17 protein-coding genes and 1 tRNA gene are annotated in these 19,133 nt (G+C 33.1%); 6 read left to right on the plus strand and 12 right to left on the minus strand.

The genetic code is table 11. The annotated features are described in order from the left end of the window. Positions 1 to 11 precede the first annotated feature (11 nt). The 4 genes from arsB to KQI38_RS07915 all read left to right on the plus strand — a co-directional run bounded on the left by arsB (position 12) and on the right by KQI38_RS07915 (position 3,368). The gene (arsB, locus tag KQI38_RS07900; RefSeq protein WP_216557799.1) at positions 12 to 1,067 is read left to right on the plus strand and encodes an ACR3 family arsenite efflux transporter; all 1,056 of its coding nucleotides are present in this window, start codon (positions 12 to 14) and stop codon (positions 1,065 to 1,067) included. A 22-nt stretch (positions 1,068 to 1,089) separates the two neighbouring features. Beyond that, positions 1,090 to 1,491 (plus strand): arsenate reductase ArsC, encoded by a 402-nt coding sequence (locus KQI38_RS07905; RefSeq protein ID WP_216557802.1) that lies wholly within the window; start codon positions 1,090 to 1,092, stop codon positions 1,489 to 1,491. A gap of 517 nt (positions 1,492 to 2,008) precedes the next feature. Further along, complete coding sequence (locus KQI38_RS07910; protein WP_216557805.1) at positions 2,009 to 2,917, plus strand: helix-turn-helix domain-containing protein; 909 nt, start codon at positions 2,009 to 2,011, stop codon at positions 2,915 to 2,917. Between the two features lie 25 nt (positions 2,918 to 2,942). Then, the gene (locus KQI38_RS07915) at positions 2,943 to 3,368 is read left to right on the plus strand and encodes a DUF3788 domain-containing protein (RefSeq protein ID WP_216557807.1); all 426 of its coding nucleotides are present in this window, start codon (positions 2,943 to 2,945) and stop codon (positions 3,366 to 3,368) included. Positions 3,369 to 3,391: 23 nt separating this feature from the next. Here the strand turns inward: KQI38_RS07915 and KQI38_RS07920 are convergent, their stop codons facing one another. The 7 genes from KQI38_RS07920 to KQI38_RS07950 all read right to left on the minus strand — a co-directional run bounded on the left by KQI38_RS07920 (position 3,392) and on the right by KQI38_RS07950 (position 10,504). Further along, complete coding sequence (locus tag KQI38_RS07920) at positions 3,392 to 4,150, minus strand: transposase (RefSeq protein WP_216557810.1); 759 nt, start codon at positions 4,148 to 4,150, stop codon at positions 3,392 to 3,394. 94 nt (positions 4,151 to 4,244) lie between these two features. Further along, complete coding sequence (locus KQI38_RS07925) at positions 4,245 to 6,581, minus strand: ABC transporter permease (protein ID WP_216557813.1); 2,337 nt, start codon at positions 6,579 to 6,581, stop codon at positions 4,245 to 4,247. A gap of 2 nt (positions 6,582 to 6,583) precedes the next feature. Then, positions 6,584 to 7,342, minus strand: a complete 759-nt coding sequence (locus KQI38_RS07930; RefSeq protein ID WP_216557816.1) for an ABC transporter ATP-binding protein — start codon at positions 7,340 to 7,342, stop codon at positions 6,584 to 6,586. 122 nt (positions 7,343 to 7,464) lie between these two features. Next, positions 7,465 to 7,713: a GNAT family N-acetyltransferase gene (locus tag KQI38_RS22800; RefSeq protein ID WP_216558144.1), complete on the minus strand. Its 249-nt coding sequence runs from the start codon at positions 7,711 to 7,713 to the stop codon at positions 7,465 to 7,467. Between the two features lie 9 nt (positions 7,714 to 7,722). Then, complete coding sequence (locus KQI38_RS07940) at positions 7,723 to 8,340, minus strand: GNAT family N-acetyltransferase (protein ID WP_216557819.1); 618 nt, start codon at positions 8,338 to 8,340, stop codon at positions 7,723 to 7,725. Between the two features lie 214 nt (positions 8,341 to 8,554). After that, complete coding sequence (locus KQI38_RS07945; RefSeq protein ID WP_216557822.1) at positions 8,555 to 9,820, minus strand: HAMP domain-containing sensor histidine kinase; 1,266 nt, start codon at positions 9,818 to 9,820, stop codon at positions 8,555 to 8,557. A 9-nt stretch (positions 9,821 to 9,829) separates the two neighbouring features. Then, positions 9,830 to 10,504: a response regulator transcription factor gene (locus KQI38_RS07950; protein WP_216557825.1), complete on the minus strand. Its 675-nt coding sequence runs from the start codon at positions 10,502 to 10,504 to the stop codon at positions 9,830 to 9,832. 268 nt (positions 10,505 to 10,772) lie between these two features. Between KQI38_RS07950 and KQI38_RS07955 the strand changes: the two genes are divergently transcribed. Next, a complete protein-coding gene (locus tag KQI38_RS07955) occupies positions 10,773 to 11,750 on the plus strand; it encodes a DUF1848 domain-containing protein (protein WP_216557828.1) in 978 nt (325 codons plus the stop codon). 178 nt (positions 11,751 to 11,928) lie between these two features. Here the strand turns inward: KQI38_RS07955 and KQI38_RS07960 are convergent, their stop codons facing one another. The 4 genes from KQI38_RS07960 to KQI38_RS07975 all read right to left on the minus strand — a co-directional run bounded on the left by KQI38_RS07960 (position 11,929) and on the right by KQI38_RS07975 (position 15,484). Then, positions 11,929 to 12,342 (minus strand): DUF3788 domain-containing protein, encoded by a 414-nt coding sequence (locus KQI38_RS07960; RefSeq protein WP_216557831.1) that lies wholly within the window; start codon positions 12,340 to 12,342, stop codon positions 11,929 to 11,931. Between the two features lie 288 nt (positions 12,343 to 12,630). Then, a complete protein-coding gene (locus KQI38_RS07965; RefSeq protein WP_216557834.1) occupies positions 12,631 to 13,563 on the minus strand; it encodes a helix-turn-helix transcriptional regulator in 933 nt (310 codons plus the stop codon). A 247-nt stretch (positions 13,564 to 13,810) separates the two neighbouring features. Further along, the gene (locus KQI38_RS07970; protein ID WP_216557837.1) at positions 13,811 to 15,274 is read right to left on the minus strand and encodes a serine hydrolase; all 1,464 of its coding nucleotides are present in this window, start codon (positions 15,272 to 15,274) and stop codon (positions 13,811 to 13,813) included. A gap of 118 nt (positions 15,275 to 15,392) precedes the next feature. Beyond that, positions 15,393 to 15,484: transfer RNA gene (locus tag KQI38_RS07975), tRNA-Ser, on the minus strand. A gap of 157 nt (positions 15,485 to 15,641) precedes the next feature. Between KQI38_RS07975 and KQI38_RS07980 the strand changes: the two genes are divergently transcribed. Further along, positions 15,642 to 16,265: a manganese efflux pump gene (locus KQI38_RS07980; RefSeq protein WP_094898738.1), complete on the plus strand. Its 624-nt coding sequence runs from the start codon at positions 15,642 to 15,644 to the stop codon at positions 16,263 to 16,265. 22 nt (positions 16,266 to 16,287) lie between these two features. On the opposite strand, the gene KQI38_RS07985 is transcribed toward KQI38_RS07980, so the two are convergent. Beyond that, complete coding sequence (locus KQI38_RS07985; RefSeq protein WP_216557839.1) at positions 16,288 to 19,032, minus strand: calcium-translocating P-type ATPase, PMCA-type; 2,745 nt, start codon at positions 19,030 to 19,032, stop codon at positions 16,288 to 16,290. Between the last annotated feature and the right edge of the window lie 101 nt (positions 19,033 to 19,133).

The raw sequence follows: 19,133 nt of genomic DNA on the forward strand, positions 1-19,133 counted from the left end.
GGAATATAGATATGGCAAAAGAAAATCTACAATCAGGAATTAGTTTCTTTGAAAAATACCTTACATTATGGGTTGCTATATGTATGGTAGTAGGGGTACTTATCGGAGTCTATCTCCCAGATATACCTGAATTTTTAAGTAAGTTTGAATATGCAAGTGTTTCTATACCAGTAGCTATTCTTATATGGTTAATGATTTATCCAATGATGTTAAAGGTTGATTTTCATAGTATAAAAAGAGTTGGTGAAAATCCAAAAGGACTTATAATTACATGGGTTACAAACTGGTTGATTAAGCCATTTACAATGTACGCAATAGCAGTATTTTTCTTTAATGTAGTATTTAAAAGCGTTATATCTCCCGACCTAGCAAAGGATTATCTTGCAGGGGCAGTACTTCTAGGAGCAGCACCTTGTACGGCTATGGTATTTGTTTGGAGTCATTTAACTAAAGGCGACCCAGCATATACTCTTGTTCAAGTTGCTACAAATGACCTTATAATATTAGTTGGATTTGTTCCTATAGTTGCTTTATTATTAGGTATGAGTGATATATCAATTCCGTGGGCCACATTATTTTTGTCAGTTGTATTATTTGTAGTTATACCACTAGCTGCTGGTTGGGTTTCAAGGATAGTTATCACTAAAAATAAAGGATTAGAATACTTTGAAAAAACCTTTATTCCAAAGTTTAGTAATGTCACAATAATAGGGCTTTTATTAACTTTAATAATTATATTCTCTTTCCAAGGTCAAATAATCGTTGATAATCCTATGAATATAGTATTGATAGCAGTACCTCTAATAATACAGACATTCCTTATATTCTTTGTTGCTTATTTATGGGCAAAAGTATGGAAATTGCCTCATGATGTGGCCGCACCAGCAGGTATGATTGGAGCATCAAATTTCTTTGAACTAGCAGTAGCAGTAGCTATTTCTTTATTTGGATTGAAATCTGGAGCAGCAATAGCAACTGTAGTAGGTGTACTTGTTGAAGTTCCAGTAATGCTTACTCTTGTAAGGATAGCAAACAATACAAGGGGATGGTTTGATAAAGCTAAATAATCTTTATTTGGAGGAATACTAAATGAAAAAGAAGGTTGCCTTTATATGCGTTCACAATTCATGCCGTTCTCAAATGGCAGATGGCTGGGCGAAAAAATTAGGTAGTGATGTATTGGAAGTATATTCAGCAGGAACTGAAAATTATCCAGAAGTAAAACCCTTGGCAGTACAAGTAATGGAAGAAGTAGGCATAGATATGAGTGATCACTATCCTAAGTTATTATCTAATATACCTGAGGAAGTAGACATTCTTATAACTATGGGATGTAATGTAGTATGTCCCTTTGTTCCAAATAGTCATAGCGAGGATTGGGGTCTAACAGACCCATCTGGTGGACCCATTGAAGACTATCGGGAAACTAGAGATATAATAAAGAAAAAAGTGGAGGATTTGGCCAAAAGAGTTAGAAACAATGAAATTTAGTAGGCATACATTTATAATATTAAAAGGCTTTGAACAATTTCAATTGTTCAAAGCCTTTTTTATGAAAGTATTATTCAAGTTAGATGAATTCGGCATTCTATCAAGCTATAGCTAAATTAGAAATGCTTATTACATCACAAGAGGTTATTTTAATATTTCTTGAGAGTGTCATACATTATATCTAAAATTGCTTACCTGTATGATGTTTATGTTTTCCTATGAATAATATGATAACATAAAACTGACGACATAATCACAGCCTTCGAAATACATCTCCAATCTAACAATAAACGTTAGTAATTATCTGGTACCGTCCCTTACTCATGAATCACCTAGACACAACGAAACGTATTGACTCAAGTAAAATGATCAATCTGAAATTTAATTATGGAAAGTAAAATACAAATTGCAATTATGATATGATTATCTGCAAATAAAAAACCTGATAAAAGGGCATTGGAAGTCAAGCCAATTGATTATAGGTATGTTATTCTAGTTTATAAGGAGGTGCTTAGATATGCACGCATGGGAACAAATACAAACAACCATAGACTATATTGAGGAACATCTTTCAGAGGAAATTAAGATTGATGCTCTTGCCAAACTTGCTTCACTGTCTCAATTTTATTATCAAAGGCTGTTCAGTCGATTAGTCAAAAAGCCAGTGAATGAATATATTAAGCTACGCCGTCTTGCAAAAGCATCGGATGGTTTGCAAGATAACAACAAACGAATTCTGGATATCGCTTTGGATTTTGGCTTTTCATCTCACGAGACTTTTACACGAGCCTTTAAGGATGCTTTTGGAATGACTCCAGAGGAATACCGTACTAATCCAGTTCGTCTAAATCATTTTGTCAAACCCCAGCTGTTACTGAATTATACCCTTGTCGACGAGAATGTTCCTTTGGTTTCTGATGGAATTGTTCTTGAAATTACACGAAGAAATATTTCATCTCCCCAATATTTCATTGGACTTATATTAGAAGAACCAATTGATCAGATGCCCGGTAGCGGTAACACTGGTGTAGATGCACTTGGAAAGCTATGGGATATTTTTCACGAAAGTAAACTGACTATTGAAGGGCTAAAAGAGGGTGGTGACGAACTTGGTGTTGCTTATATGGGAACCAAGGATGGCTATTACCGTTATTTTGCTGGGGCTGAAGCTTCTTCTAATGAAGAGGTTCTAGGTTTTTCCTTATGGGAATTACCTAGAGGAGAATATATAGTCTGTTCTTTTGAGGCGGAAAACTTTGAACATCTTGTGATGGATGCCATATACAAGGCTCACAAATATATGTTTGAAACATGGCTCCCAAATCATAAGCTTACATCTAAGCCTTTTGCAGTTGAACGCTACACAAGCCATAGTCCAGATACAACTAGTATGGAGGTATGGGTAATGCCTATACCCAAAGAGTAACTCTTGTGGAAAAGGAGAGAAAAGTATGAAGTGGAGTGAATTATATGGTCCAAATAATCAGCCTTCATTAGATGAAATCAATAGTTACGTGAATACTCAGCTTTGGCAAAGGTTGAATTTGTTTTTACAAAGTGTTTATTATATTCATCCAAAACTATACTACAGCCAGTGCTCCATGCAGCCTGGTTGGAATGTGAAATACCGAAAATATGGAAAATCCTTGTGTACGCTTTACCCCATGTCAGGATTCTATATTGCTCTTATAGTAATCAGCAATAAAGAGAATCTTGAAACCCAATTAATGCTCCCATCCTATAGCGAATACACACAAAACCTATATCAGAACACCACTTCTTCTCATGGAAGCCACTGGCTAATGATTGAAGTTACAGAACCTAATGTTCTGGATGATGTAATCAGTCTAATTCAAATACGTGCAAAATCAACATGACACAGAGGGACGGTTCTTCTGTGTCATGTTCTTCTTATTATACTAAAACTAATTCCCGTCAGTCTCTCGATTTGCCTTATTGATAATCCTCTATCCTTTAATTTTTTAATGGCTTTATCTCTTTTTTCTTTTTCGAGTTTTTGAATTCCAATCGTATTCTCTACTCCAAATAATTCTATTATAATTTTTCTTGCTTCATTATCATCTACTCTTAGTGATTTCTCATATTCAAGACATTTATCATTATTCTCTTCATAATTGAATTTTTGAAACGCTGTTATTGCACCTTTTTTACCCTGTCCGAAGAATCCTAGTGCAAATTTAGTATCACAGATTCCCTCTTTTCCTAGATATTCATTATAGCTACTCCAAGAATATCTTCCTATCTCTCTTTCAATACCAGCCTTAATAGGATTTTGGTGAATATATCTTAGTACAGTTAAAAAATATTCATCATTTTCTACTACCTCAGATTTATATCTATCTTGAAATAGATGTCCAGTTCTACTATATTTTCCATTGTACCAATAGACATAGCTTGCTCCTATTCTTCTAAAGACTATCCCAAGGTCTTCTTTTCCTTCTTTCATTAGCAAATGTATATGATTGCTCATGAGACAATAGGCATATATCTCGTACTCACACACTCTTTTATACTCTCCAATACTTTGGATTAATCTTTCATAATCCTCATTATCTTCAAATATTATTTGTCCATTTATCCCCCGCAACATCACATGATATATTCCTGTATCACTTTTTTCTCTTGATTTTCTTGGCATAGAAATCACCTCTATTTAGCTTAACATAAACCATAGGCGATAACAATATAAAATGACACAGAAGAACCGTCCCCTTGTGTTCTTACAAACAACCTTACTCACTTACTAGCTTATATGCTGATATTTTACGAATGCTATAAGTAATAAGCATTGATGTAATATAAGATATAATTACAATAGCAATACTAAATGAAATAATCCAAAGAGTATTTATTATATAATTTGCTTTCATAACACCCATTGACTTCTGTGCTATTGACATAATTTTATTTCCTTGTGTCATTCCTGCTATAGTCCCTATAAATACCCCAATAATTACAGGAGGCATAAAACCAAAGGAAATCTGATTCATAAGCTGGAATGTTGTAAATCCAACTGCTTTTTGTATTCCTAATTCATGTTTTCTTCTTATAATGGCTGAACTAATGATAAGGTACAAAACAAAAACAACTACAGCCATTGTTATAATCAAAATTGCAATTCCAACCTTTGAAACAATGGATATATAGATTCCTATACTCTGTTCCATATTCTTATCTGCATCTACTATTGTCATTATAGAATCTCCATATGAATTTTCAAGGGTCTTTATAAATTCAGGGACATCTACTCCTTTATTCAGATATATTTGTAGATTTTGCTGTTTAAAGTTTGGGTTAAGCTTAAGTATCGAATCATATGTCATAAAGATTTTCATAAGCCCTCTATTAATGCCTTGAGATAAACCTGTAATAATAAATTCTACTTCTCTCTCACCATTTTTTAAGGTAATATTATCTCCAATATTCTTTTGAAGCATCTCTGCCAAATGCCCCGAGATAACTACCTCATTTATATGAATAGGATACCTTCCCTCATAGATTATATCAGTTTCCTTCTTAGAATAATCCTCCATAACATAGGTAAGGGTGTCATTATCATCTATTTTAACCATGGTTTCATCTATGAATTGAACTTTTCTTACACCATCTAAATCCCGTATTTTCTTTACCAGTTGCTCAGTATCAGCATCATCATTTAACACAGCCATAGCATTTGAAAGTTCAACTCCCGGAATCTCATTAAATGCCTTAGTATCAATTGCTGAATTATAGAACATTATAACTGCAAAGGTACTAGAAAAAGATACTGCTATCAATATTATTCCTATCATAACGCTCTGTTTCATATTCTGGAACATTGACTTAAAGGCAAGGACAATGGTTAAATTACCCTTCGATTTATGGAGAGGTAGATAATTTTTACGGAAATTATGTGTTATTATACCGCCTCTCAAAGCTATAATGGGATGAAGTCTTCGAATACGTGCTGCACTGATTAAAGTTACCATTACTACTGCCAATAGAATTATGCCCAAGGTAATTCCGCTGATTATACCATCAAATCCCTGTATCCAATGTAATCCAGACTGACTTTCAAATATAAGAGAATATATGGGAATTGTAAAATAGGATATACTTATTCCCCCTATACTGCCTGTAAATGAAATTAAAAGAAACTGTAGGGCAATGGAATATATAATTTGTCTGCTAGTATAACCTATGGCCTTTAATGAACCAATTTTCATCATATCCTCTTCTATATTGTTATTGATTTTAAACCTGATAACTATCAAGCATACTGACGCAACAATAGCAGAAAAAACTACTATCATCGCTGCCGTCATACTTGCCATCATAGTACGAGACAGCTGTATAATAGGTAAGTCTATACTCAATACTGACCTTGTCATCATATTACCCTGTTCAATCAGTTCTCTAATTCCTGTTTCAAGGGATTTATCGTTTTTAATAAGATTAGTAAAAACAACTGTACCTTTATAGCTATCGCCTAATATCTCTCTTACTTTTTCATAGGTTTCATGAGGCATATAAAGTCCCAAAACCCCAGTGTCTACAGAACTGAAAAACCCATCCTCTGTAAAACCTTTTATGGTAAACTCAATAATTGTATCATCAATTTTCATTTCAAATTCGTCATTAAGCTCATAGCCTCCGTCAACATTTAATACATATGGAACGTATATTGACATGGAATCTGTTGGCAAATACTCTCCTATAAGTTTCCATTTAGAAAGATTACGCTCTAAATCTCCATCATTTAAGAGAAATGCTAGCTCACGTGTATCACCATTATAAGGTATGGATGCCCAAGCATATAATGAATCAAACTTTTCCATTTCTAAAACATTATGATTATTTCTAATATATCGATCTACTTCTTCATTATATAAGTTCATACCTATTATATGATAAGCATCAGATGTATTAAGTTCATCAGTTATTTTTTCAAAGAAGTTTCCGAAGTTTATAAACACAAGTAAACCTGCATTTAATAAAAACCCTGCCACCAAAAACATTATAAAAAGAGAAACTGTCTGTCCTTTAGATTTTCGTATATTTGCGAAACTTAACATAAAAATTTTCTTCATATTTACCACCCCATTTCGGTGAGAAATCCTTGGAGTTTAATATGCCGTTCTCTATCACCACTTATATACTTTCCTAAGTCACAAACTCCATGAATAACACCGTCACGCATATATAGAATTCTATTTCCCCTCCTAGCAGATTTCAAATCATGTGTAACCATGATGACGCTTTGTCCTTTGTTATTTACTTCAGTAAGTAGATCAAGCACTGCTTTGCCTGCTGCTGAATTAAGAGAGCCTGTGGGCTCATCGGTAAAAACTACTTTTGGTTGATTAATCAATGCACGGACAATTGCAGCACGCTGAGCCTCTCCCCCTGACAATTGGGTGGGAAATTTTCTCCATATTGTTTCATCTAATCCAACCTGTATAAGGAGTTCCTTTGCTCTTGCTGTAATTTCTTTTCTATCCTTGCTTAGGAGCAAACCGCTCATAAGGATATTATCCAGTATACTCATATTATCCATAAGAAACATTTGCTGAAATACAAATCCACAATTAGCTCTCCTAAAAACTGCAAGTTTATCATTGGATAGCTTTGTAATTTCCTCATCAAAAAATTTAATGGAACCCAATGTTGGTTTATCCATACCTGATAATGCATATAAAAGGGTAGATTTTCCTGCTCCAGATGAACCCATTATGATAGTAAAATCTCCTTCAAATATTTCAATATCCAAATTCTTAAGTACATGCTGCTGCATTCCTCCGTTTGAAAAGGTCTTACAAAGCTTATTAGTTGATATAATCACATTTCTCATTGATTCCCTCCTATAAAAATAAGACTGTTAAAAGTTTGCTGCATTTAAAGCAGTTCATCTTTTACAGCCCTATTATATATTGTAAATCCTTAACCAGTCTTTAATCATTTCTTAACCAATTCTTAAATATTTAATGAGTTTAATTTTGTTGCATACTCACAGGTATATATTTCTTGAAAGCCCAAACTGTCATATAAACTTTTAGCTCTATTCCCCACAACGCAATAAAGAAAAACCGCCTCATTTCCCTCTGCAAGAATTTTATTGCAAATATATTTTACAAAGCTTCGTCCAATACCTTGCCCTTGTTTTTGTGATTTTACTGAAACACTCCCTATTTCGTTCCCATCAATATGAGCGTAACCAACTATTTCACTATTTCAAATATATACCAAGCGCTCATTTGATGTTTCAGCCCAATATTGACGCATTTTATCATTAGGTTGTTCAATAACTGAATCAGGAAAATCACCTACACTAATCCGCATCTCATGAAAAGCCTTCGCATACATTTCGTATGCAGATTCATAATCATCATCACAGTAATTTCTAATAAATAACTCTTGTACATCAAACTGGCTCCCTGAATACCTCATATAAACTGAAGAAAACTTCCTCGTATATCCATGTTTATTCGCAAATGCTTTTGAGTAAGGATTGTCAATTCGATATGTTGTCATAATTTGCTCAATGTCATTTTCATATAGTTTTTCCTCACATAGCTTAGGAGCATTAAATCCAATTCCGTTACCTCGATAAGAGGGATTAATAAAAATATACAAAAATGCCCTCTTATTGGTAATGATTTGTGCAATACCTACTAGTTTATCATAGTTATAAAGGCAATATATATTTTCTTCTCTATTATTATATGCTGTTAGAAATTCAGCATCTGCATCTTCAAAATCAATAAGCTTATTTACTTTTTCATAATCAATATCAGACATTTCTTTGACTTTAATTTTCATGTTCTTTCCTTTCTCTACCGAAGTTAACATTATATATAATCTACATTTTCAATTCTAGTCTATCTATATGTCGGACGCATTTGGTCATACTTTTCGACAACTTCGTTGAATGTAGTTTCTAACCCTTTTATAATATTTGTCATAGCTCTATCCCCTGTCATATAAATAATCCCACGCTAATTATAGCATAAAAGTCATGTTAAAAAAGACTATTGAGATAAGCTGCATCTAAAACAGTTATCTTTTACGAAATCCGTAGCTTGAGAATTAAGGCAAATCCAATATCTGTAGCTTTATATTCAATATCACCCTGCATTTTATTCATCAGATATTTGGAAATATATAGTCCAAGTCCTGTACCACTCTTCCTTATTGAATTTTTTCCACGATAGAATTTATTAAATAGAAGGGGTGCCTCCTCCGATGATATACCGAGCCCGTAGTCTTTAAACTCTAACTCAAGATATTGACCTTTTATATTTCCAATGATATTAATTGACGTATCTGCATATTTATATGAATTGCTTATTATATTTTCGATAACCTGCAACAGCCTCAAACTATCTACCGAAACAATACATTCAGGAATTATAGATACTATAGCTCTGTTATTATAATCAGCGTTTTTTATTAAATCATATAATTCTGTACTCCATATCTCTCCTACTATAACCTTTAATTCCTGCAATTCTTCTAAAGTAGCATTAAATATATTATTTATAAGTATATTTATCTGATCTGCTTTTGAATTAATGATGCCCAATTGTTTTTTATCCTCTTCACTATTAGATTTTACTATCATAATTTCAGAGACAGCCTTTATTGATGCAACAGGAGTTTTTATATCATGACTCAGTGATGCCACCAGCTCCTTCTTGCTCTGACTGGCTTTTCTTTCATTTTCCCTTGCTTTAGCCAGTTCCTCTCTCATTAAGTCAAAGCTTTCTGTAAATGCACCAAAGATATTACCTTCATCCATTTCAAGGGGCATATCTAATTCACCTGCCGCTACATGTCGGGCGAAGGCTTGCAGTTTGCGAAATGGTCTAAAAATAGTTCTGTCTATATACATTCCATAGGCAAGACAAAACAAAGTAGTAAACGTTACGATTAGTAAAGAAGTGATAAGCAAATTATCTCTATGCTGTTTCCAAAGTTCATTTGTATTATTATAAATAATAAGCTTACCTAGAACTTTTGTATCAAGTAAAATATCAACTATTGTATCTCGATTATTTACAGCAGAATTTATATTCTCATTAAGACCTTCTCTTGTTGATCCTATGAAATTCCCTTTATTATCCAAAACAACATAGTCAAGTCCATATTCTAAACAAGGTAAATCTAATTTATCTAGATCATTCCACTGTTTTACCAAGGATTGAGTAATATCATTTACCGCAACAGTATCAATTCTAATATTTTCGGTGTTATTGAAAAGATAAAGTATTATACTCATACCAATTAAAAAAATAGTAATTGCCAAAGCAGTTAATTTTTTAATCTTCATCTTAAACTCCTAATCAGCTTCAAATGCATAGCCTGTCCCCCATAAGGTTTTAATATAATATGGTTCATTTGGATTTTCTTCGATTTTTTCACGAAGTCTCCTAATATGAACATTTAGTGTTCCATCACTGGTAATTACGTCACCCCAAACCTTTTGAAAAAGTTCCTCTTTTGAAATATTACGGTTTCTATTTTGAATTAAATAAGCAAGGAGTTTATATTCCATAGCCTTTAACTTAATTTCCTTATCATCATTTATAAGCTTTTCCATAATAAAGTCGATTTTAAAACTCCCAAAATAGAATATATCCTCGTATCCCCTATATCGTTTCAATACAGCCTTGACTTTAGCTAAAAGAATATTCAATGAGTATGGCTTTTGAATATAGTCATCTCCACCTACATTAAGACCAAGGAGTACATCATCATCACTTGTTCTTGCACTTATGAAGAGGATAGGTATATTAGTTGTATTTCTCAATTTCTTGCATATTTCAAATCCTGAGGCCCCCCCTAAGTTAATATCTAAAAGTATCAAATCCGTTTTATTTTGGCTTAAAAAATCAAAACATGCCCTTTCATCTGCTGCCCAAAAGGTTTTCACTCCAAACATATTGAAATATTCACAGGTACTTTGAGATAATGCCTCTTCATCATCAACTATTAAGCAATCATATTTTCCCATAGTATATCTTCCTTTCAGGAAAGTAATAATCTATTTATTTGCATTTTATCATATGTATACTAGGATGTAAATGTCTCTTGTTTTACAGCTTTATTGCACTTTTCTATAGTACATAGACAGTTCTTTTCCTTTTTTCATTATTGAAGTATAATGAATTTACATTTAATTGATTTCTTCAACATGCCTTGGGGCTAAACCTCTAAAACCGCTAAAAAATATTTATATAAATCTTTATGTTACCTGTCATAAATTAGTCTTGGAGAAATATGTGAATCTTAGAAATGCTTTTCTAATTAATACAGAGAGGAGAAGTGAAATAATGATAATGTCCGCATCTCGCAGAACAGATATACCTTGTTATTATTCTCAGTGGTTTATTAATCGTTTAAATGCTGGATATGTTTTGTCCCGGAATCCAATGAATCACAGACAAATCAGTAGAATAGATCTGTCCCCTAATGTAATTGACTGTATTGTGTTTTGGACTAAGGATGCACAGAATATTATGGATAAGTTGCCTATACTTGATGGTTTTGGATATAAGTATTATTTTCAATTTACCCTCACACCTTATGACAATTCTATTGAGAGGAATCTGCGTAATAAATCGGATATAGAAGATACCTTTATAGAACTCAGTAAAATAATTGGTAAAGAACGTGTCCTATGGAGATATGACCCTTTAATACTTAATGATGTTCTTGATATAACTTATCACAAGAAACAATTTGAAAGAATGTGCAATAAATTACATAATTTTACAGAAATGGTAACCATAAGCTTTGTAGACATGTATTCAAAGCTCAAAACAAAGTCCATTCGTCCTATATCTAAGGAGGAAATTGCAGAAATTAGTATATTTATGAGTAAATGTGCCAAAGAGTATGGGTTAACAATAAAAGCATGCTGTGAGAACATAAATTTACAGATATATGGAATCCAAAAGGCTTCCTGCATAGATAAAGATGTTATTGAGCATATTCTCGGAGAAAAACTTAATATTGTCGCTGACAAAAATCAGCGTGATAACTGCGGCTGCTTTAAAAGCTTTGACATTGGTGCATACAACACCTGTAAAAACGGCTGTATTTATTGCTATGCAAATTACAGTGATTCATCTGTTGCCAAAAACTGTAGCAAGCACAATCCAATGGGAGAATTATTAATTGGTGAAGTAAGAGATGATGAAAAAATTATAGATAGAAGAGTGGATTCTAATATCCGTAAGCAATTAAAGCTATTTTAATGGGAGTATATACTCCTTGGAAATGTATAGAGCTTCCATATGTCTATAAAAATTATAGTTGAGTCATTCAAAATACTGATGCCATGGGATTAACCCGTGGCATCTTTTTAGACCTAATATTCTGTATTATTATCACAAAATAAGGGCAGATAAGATTATGCTAATAATTATGTAGTAATCATTTTTGTAATTTTGTATTTAATAGCTTAAATGCGTCCTCCATATATTCATTAGAAACTACCCGATATTTAAGCCATCCCCCCTCTCCACAAGGGTATTTATTGTCGCATATTTCTTGTGTATATGCAGATAATTCCCAATAGATTTTATCTATTTGTTTATTTGTTAATCGTATCATTATTGTAAATGCGTCTTTTTCAGGAAAAATATCACAGATATGTTCGTTTTTAAATTTGTGTTTTATTCCCCATCCATAATGATTTCCATAGGGAAAACGAATCTTAAATTCTGTTTTGTACTTAAATAAAATCTCTTGATTAAGACATTCAAATAGCTCTCCTGTAATTCCGCAATACTTTATCATTTCGTTTAGGGAAGGTTCTTTTAATTTATCGAGCATACGTTCATACATAAGATATATCTCCTTGCTAAAAATGAACTCTCTTTTCAAATATAACATACAAAATTTAGACTGAGAAGACACAAATTAGTATCTTTCCTAGTCTAATAATTTTAGAAAGTTAGGTAAAAAAAGATACCCTTGATTGTATCATACAATATGTTATAGTGCTTAACTTCTCCTATAAAAATGGTATCGTTTGATGTCGTACCCAACTTTGGACAGATATGGTGTAAATTTAAATCAAAATCTTACTAATAACAGGTTTTACTGGCATTATGCCCAAAATGTATATATTGATTACATCTTCTTAATTGGCAGCCATAGCTTCATTTCAGCCATTTCATCCGCTCCATAAAACCATTCTTTAGGAAAAATATGTTCTTCATAAAAGCATCGATGATTAAAGTCCAGCTCATAACCTCCGATTTCATTCATGCAATCAAACATTATTTGAGATGATTTTTGCATGGATGTCCCGATATCTATTGTGCCATCATCGTGAAATTCGTTAAAAATTATATCTCCTATTAAAAATAGGCCTTGTGGTGCAGCACATATATCCACATCCTTACATAAATCGCTGATATCTTCGTTGTCGAATAGAATCATTTGTGCATAATATTCATGTTTAACAGGGCCTTCGTTTGATTTATGCTGCTCACCCTGTGGATGATGTCCTTTAGGTGCACATCCAATGTATCTTCTCATAGAATAATCCTTGATATTACTTTTCACCCAAGTGCGCATTAAATTCCATGCATGTTTTTCAGGATCAATTTGATCTACAAAAAATGAGACTACTTGCTTGCCGACGAATTCCTCAATTTGTACTACTGGTTTTTTTCCCATATAAACATTTCCTCCGTTAATATTTATTTGGAACGAGATGGCTGGATAAGCCTTTGACACCCCTAATTTACGCACGGTGGTGGGTGACATTCCATGAAATTTTTGAAATGCTCGTGTAAATGAATCCGGGGAATCGTAGCCATATTTCAATGCAAGATCGATTACTTTTATGCTGGAACTTTTCAATTCATCAGCTGCCAATGCCATTTTCCTGTATCGAACATAATCTCCAATCGTCGTATCCGAAACCAAGGAAAATGTTCGTTGAAAACGTGTAAGTGAACAGCATGCAATACGTGCTGCAGTGGCATAATCAATCTTACCCTTAATATTCTCTTCGATATAACTTATCGCTTCATTTAACTTTGTTACCCATTCCATATTTATCTCCTCCGAAATAAATGTATCATAATCAATCAAAAAATACCCTGCAAAATAAATTAATTGCTGCAAGGTTCATTATATACTATATAATCATTACTTCAAATGTCCATTATTAGCCATCCTATAACTATCTTAATTTATTGTATTATAAAACTCAGGCTAAAAAAGATACAACTCTGTATCTTTTTTAGCCTGATGAATTTGTGCTATTAGGTCAAAATAGATGCAGGTAAGATTATGCTCATTATCGGGACACGGCATTATGCTGGCGAGTGTATACAAAGAATGTAATAGAAGCAGTTAATAGTGCCAGTGAAATCAAAACTGTAAAAATACTATATGTTTGCCAAACAAGTAACGTTGACCAATCGTATCCGAAGAGCATTGGGAAAACCCAGCACATAATGCACATGGCAAAAGTAACCATTAGCCAAACAAAGGTTATGAGTATTCTCTTTTTTGTTATTGATTGCCGCTCATTCATTTTCTTTCTACGTAACCCCAAAATAAAGAAAATGATAGCCAACAGACAAACAATAATTGTGGTAAACGAAAGAATGATATCCAAAAGCTGTATGCCACTTATTTTATACGACTGCGTAAGATTGCCGTCCAATATATCTTTAATACTTTTTACCAGACCGATATTGGTATTAGCGCCGTTGGTTAGCAGGCAGAAGGCTGTTCGTTCATTTGGCAGTATTACCACTTCAGTTGAGAAATTTGGATTTCCCCCCGAGTGCTCAATAATTGTTTTGTCAGCGTTTACCATCCATCCCGCTGCATAATACATTCCATTGACATCCGGAACAGATACGTCTCCATGATGTGATTTCATGATAACCCCTTTAAATACTTCAGGTATATCTTGTACACCACCCATCTGTATGTTCATCCAATGGGCCATATCCTTTGTACAGGACATGATATATCCCGCTGGTTTGTTACCAGCATAATCTGGCGCGTCATATGAGCTTGTTATAAAAAAAGAAGATCGGTAGCCCTGCGCCAGTTGCCCGGTCGCTTGGGCTTCTTCTTTATAAACATAAGTATGATATAAGCCCAAGGGGCGAAATACCTGCTCCGTCATAAAGCTTTCATAGCTTTGACCAGACACAACCTCAATAACCAAACCTAATACATCATAATTGACAGTTCCATACTCGTATTGCTTACCAAGGGGAAATGCCAGTTCAGCGTCTACCAATGCTTCCACGGTTTTTCGCAACATATCTGGCGTATTGCCTTGCGGGATGCTTTGAATATGCTTTCGATTTGTCAAGCCACTGGTATGGTGAAGAAAGTGATTAAGTGTAAGGCTCTGCATATCAACAGGCATCCCTTTATACTCCATCGTAAGCCAAGGCAAATATTTCTGAACAGGGTCGATCATGGACAGTAGTCCCTGCTCCTCTAACAGTAAAATGCCCACACCAGTAAAAGCCTTACTAACCGAAGCCAGCTCGTATAGGGTGTTTTCACTGGCGGGCAACCTTTTATCACGGTCTGCGTAGCCGGAGGAAAAGTAGAACATTTCATCTCTTGCGATTATAGAAATTGACATACCCGGTACACCAGATATACGACAGGCATCATCAAGCAATGCTTGTATTGCCGCAGATTGTGCGTCCGATATCGCATAAACCGGTGTTGCCAATCCTGTGAATAGCATAAGTAATACTATCATGGTAACGATGATCTTTTTCATTGAAGCCTCCATTATAAAAAATACCTGTACGGATAATATAAATTATCTTCAACTTAGTATAACATAAAAAATTAGGACAAAACAGATGACATCTTGCATCTGTTTTGTCCTATCATTCTGGCGGAGAGAGTGGGATTTGAACCCACGGTGCAGCTTGCACTGCACAACGGTTTTCGAGACCGCCACCTTCAACCTCTCGGACATCTCTCCTTATTATTTACTTTCATATTATAACATACAAAAATAAAATTTAACAGGTGAATAAGCATTAAATTTATCTTCCACTTAATATTTATTTAAGCACAAATTAAAGCTATAGGGATATTATATATATTAGATTGATATTTTTAAGAGAAGGGAGATCATCATGCTAGAAGCTTTTTTATTTGCATTATCATGCTCCTTAGATTCATTTGTAGCAAGTATTGCTTATGGAGCAAATAAGGTTAAAATACCTTTTTTATCAATACAAATCCTTAACCTTATTAGCACTTCAATATTGGCTCTATCTATATTTTGTGGGGCTATGGTAAGAAATATCCTTCCAGGTAACAGTGCCTTAATAATAAGTTTTGCCACTTTAGGATCATTAGGTTTATTTTATTTATTACAAGGTATTTCTAAAACCTATATATCTAAAAATCAAGGATTAGTTAAAAAATATATATTTACATTATTTGATTTGACATTTGTAACTAATATATATATCAATCAAATAAAAAATGATTTAATAAATGTAGAAAAGATTAGCTTAAAAGAAATTCTCTATCTTGGAGTTGCACTTTCTATTGATGCTGTTGTTTTAGGTTTTGCCAGCGCTTTGGGATCAATTAATTTAAAACTTGTGGTGTTATTTTCATTAATTACAAACTCAGTCTTTATATGGTTTGGATTACTTATTGGTAGAAAATTTGCCGAGAAATCAAAAATTAATTTATCTTGGCTCTCTGGCATAATCCTTATTTGTTTGGCAATCATTAAGTTAATATAGAAAAAGCATCAAAAACCACATACTAATATGTGGTTTTTGAACGTATTGATCGTAGGAAATATTTTAAAATTTCATTAGCCCATACAACTGCAGAAGCCATAATTATAATCTTTACCCAGACCGCAAATCTTAAAGGTACTGTATTAAAGAAATAATTATAATATGTCATAAATATTATTTGTGCACATCCTGTTGCAAGTAATGTTATCAATGCCAAATTATTCTTCCCAAAGTTAGGGATTATACTATTTAATCCAAATTCTCTGCAATTTAAAGCATTAAATAAAGCACTAAAAGCCAATAATGCGAATAATGATGTCTGCATTTCATTCCCAACGTAAATACCAGCCTGGCTATAATTACTTGTTGATACCCCTAAAGGATTCCAAAACATTTGTATAAATAATATTAGAGTAATAAAAGTTGAATTTACAATAATTGACTTTAACATAGTTTCCGAGATAATGTTACTATTTTTCTTAATAGGCTTTCTATTTAATAAATCTTCTCTTACCGGCTCTAAGCCTAAAGATAAGGCTGGCGGCCCGTCCATTATTATATTAATCCACAATAACTGTATTGTTGTAAAAGGCATATCTCTACCTATAATTTGAGAAATTATTGCTATTAAAAAAGCTACTATATTGACAGTTAATTGAAATTGAATAAATCTCTGAAAATTTTCATATATACCTCTTCCCCACTGTATTCCTCTTACTATAGTGCTAAAACTATCATCTGTTAAAATTATGCTAGCAGATTTTTTGGTTACTTCTGTACCAGCAATACCCATAGCTATACCTACATCTGCCTTTACTAATGCGGGGACATCATTTATTCCATCACCTGTTACTGCTACAACTTCACCATTATCTTGGAGGGCTTCTACTATCCTCATCTTTGTTTCAGGTTTTGATCTAGCTACTATTGAAATAGTCTTTATTTCCTCTCTTAGTTCTTGATCTGAGAGAGCATCTATAAAGGTTGATTCTACAGCTCTATTATTGTTCTCTAATAATCCTAGTTCATATCCAATAGCTACTGCTGTATTAATATTATCACCAGTTAGCATCTTAGTCTTCACTCCAGCTTTCTCTGCAATAGAAATCGCATCTTTTACATCAGGCCTTAGAGGATCTCTAATACCTACAAATCCTGTAAATATTAAATTTCTTTCGTAAAGATCCACATTAGTGTTGTTAAATGTATTAATATTTGATTTAGATATTTTTTTATAAGCAAACCCCAATGCTCTCATTGCCTGATCTTGAAGCTTTTTTATCTGTTCAACAATATATTGCTTTCTATCTTTTGTAAGCTTAACAATCTGACCATTTAAATATTCATATTCACAAGAATCTAAAATAACCTCAGGTGCCCCTTTAGATAAAAGTACATAATCTTCTCCTTCTCTAATAACTGTATCCATTCTCTTTGTCTTTGACGTAAAGGGAATCTGATAAGTAATATCTTTACTTTTCCTATATTCAAAATACTGCTTGTCTTCTAAATATACCAATAATGCACATTCTGTTGCACTTCCCATGTATTGCCATTCCCTATTTATATACTTTATATCCGCTGTTGAATTTATTATACAGTTATCTATAAAGTAGCTCTCATTTGAATCATACTTTTCTTTATAATCTCCATTAACAAAAACCTTTTCTACAGTCATTCTATTTTGTGTCAATGTTCCTGTTTTATCGGAACAGATAACTGAAATCGATCCTATTGTTTCACAAGATTCTTTTTTTGTTATCAATGCATTTATCTTTGCCATCTTCTGCATTGTAATAGCAAGAGTCATATTAATCATTGTAGGAAGCCCTTCAGGTACAGCAGCAACTACAAGGGCAACACAAACAACAAAAGCATTTTTCACCGGTTTAATTGAATTCAAAAACGGAATAATTCCAGAGCTATCAATAATAATTAATTTTTGAATAAGCATTTTCAATATCATAAATATAAATAATATTAGTGCAATGGAACCTGATAGTTTAGCAATGTTTTTACCTAAATCACCTAATTTTATTTGGAGTGGTGTTTCATTATCTACCTCATTTATACTTTGAGCAATTTTACCCATCTGAGTTGAATCGCCTATTGCAGTTACTATCATTTTGCCCCTTCCGCTGGCAATTAGGGTACCACCAAATAGCATATTTATTTGTTTTGCTGGAACTGGTTCTTGAATTATAGTATTTCCTTTGACTTCAATCTTTTCCATATCAATTATTATATCTGCGTGCTTATCAACATCATCAGATTCACCAGTTAGCATATCCTCTCTTGCCTTTAGTCCCATTGACTCCAATATTCTACCATCAGCTGGAACAATATTTCCTGTCTCTAAGAGCACGATATCACCTGGGACTAAATCATTTTTTAGTACAAGATTTACTTCTCCATTTCGAATACATTTAATAAAAATATTTTCCGTTATTTTAGATAATTCTTCAGCAGCTTGTTTAGATTTTTCTTCCGTTAAGTACCCAATTACAGAACCTAAAGTTATAGCTAAAATTATTCCAATTGCATCTATGTACTCTCCAATTAAAAAACTTATGGCTGCTGCAATCAAAAGTATAATTATCAGAGGATCTGATAAATCATCCCAGGATGAACTTGTCTTACTTTTTGAAAACTCATTTGGTCCATATTTCTCTTGTGCTGCTTTAACATCTAGATCACTCAAACCATCCTTTTCATCTGACATAAGTTCTTCTATAACTTCCGTCCTATCCCTATTAAAATATATCATAACACCCCTCCTCAGTAGTAAACTAATATTTAATACAAAGTTATGCTACGACTTGTCCTTCTAATCATATGTGAATTTTTTTGATTTAATGCATCATTTTT

Source organism: Tissierella carlieri (assembly GCF_018917285.1).
Lineage (GTDB): Bacteria > Bacillota > Clostridia > Tissierellales > Tissierellaceae > Tissierella > Tissierella carlieri.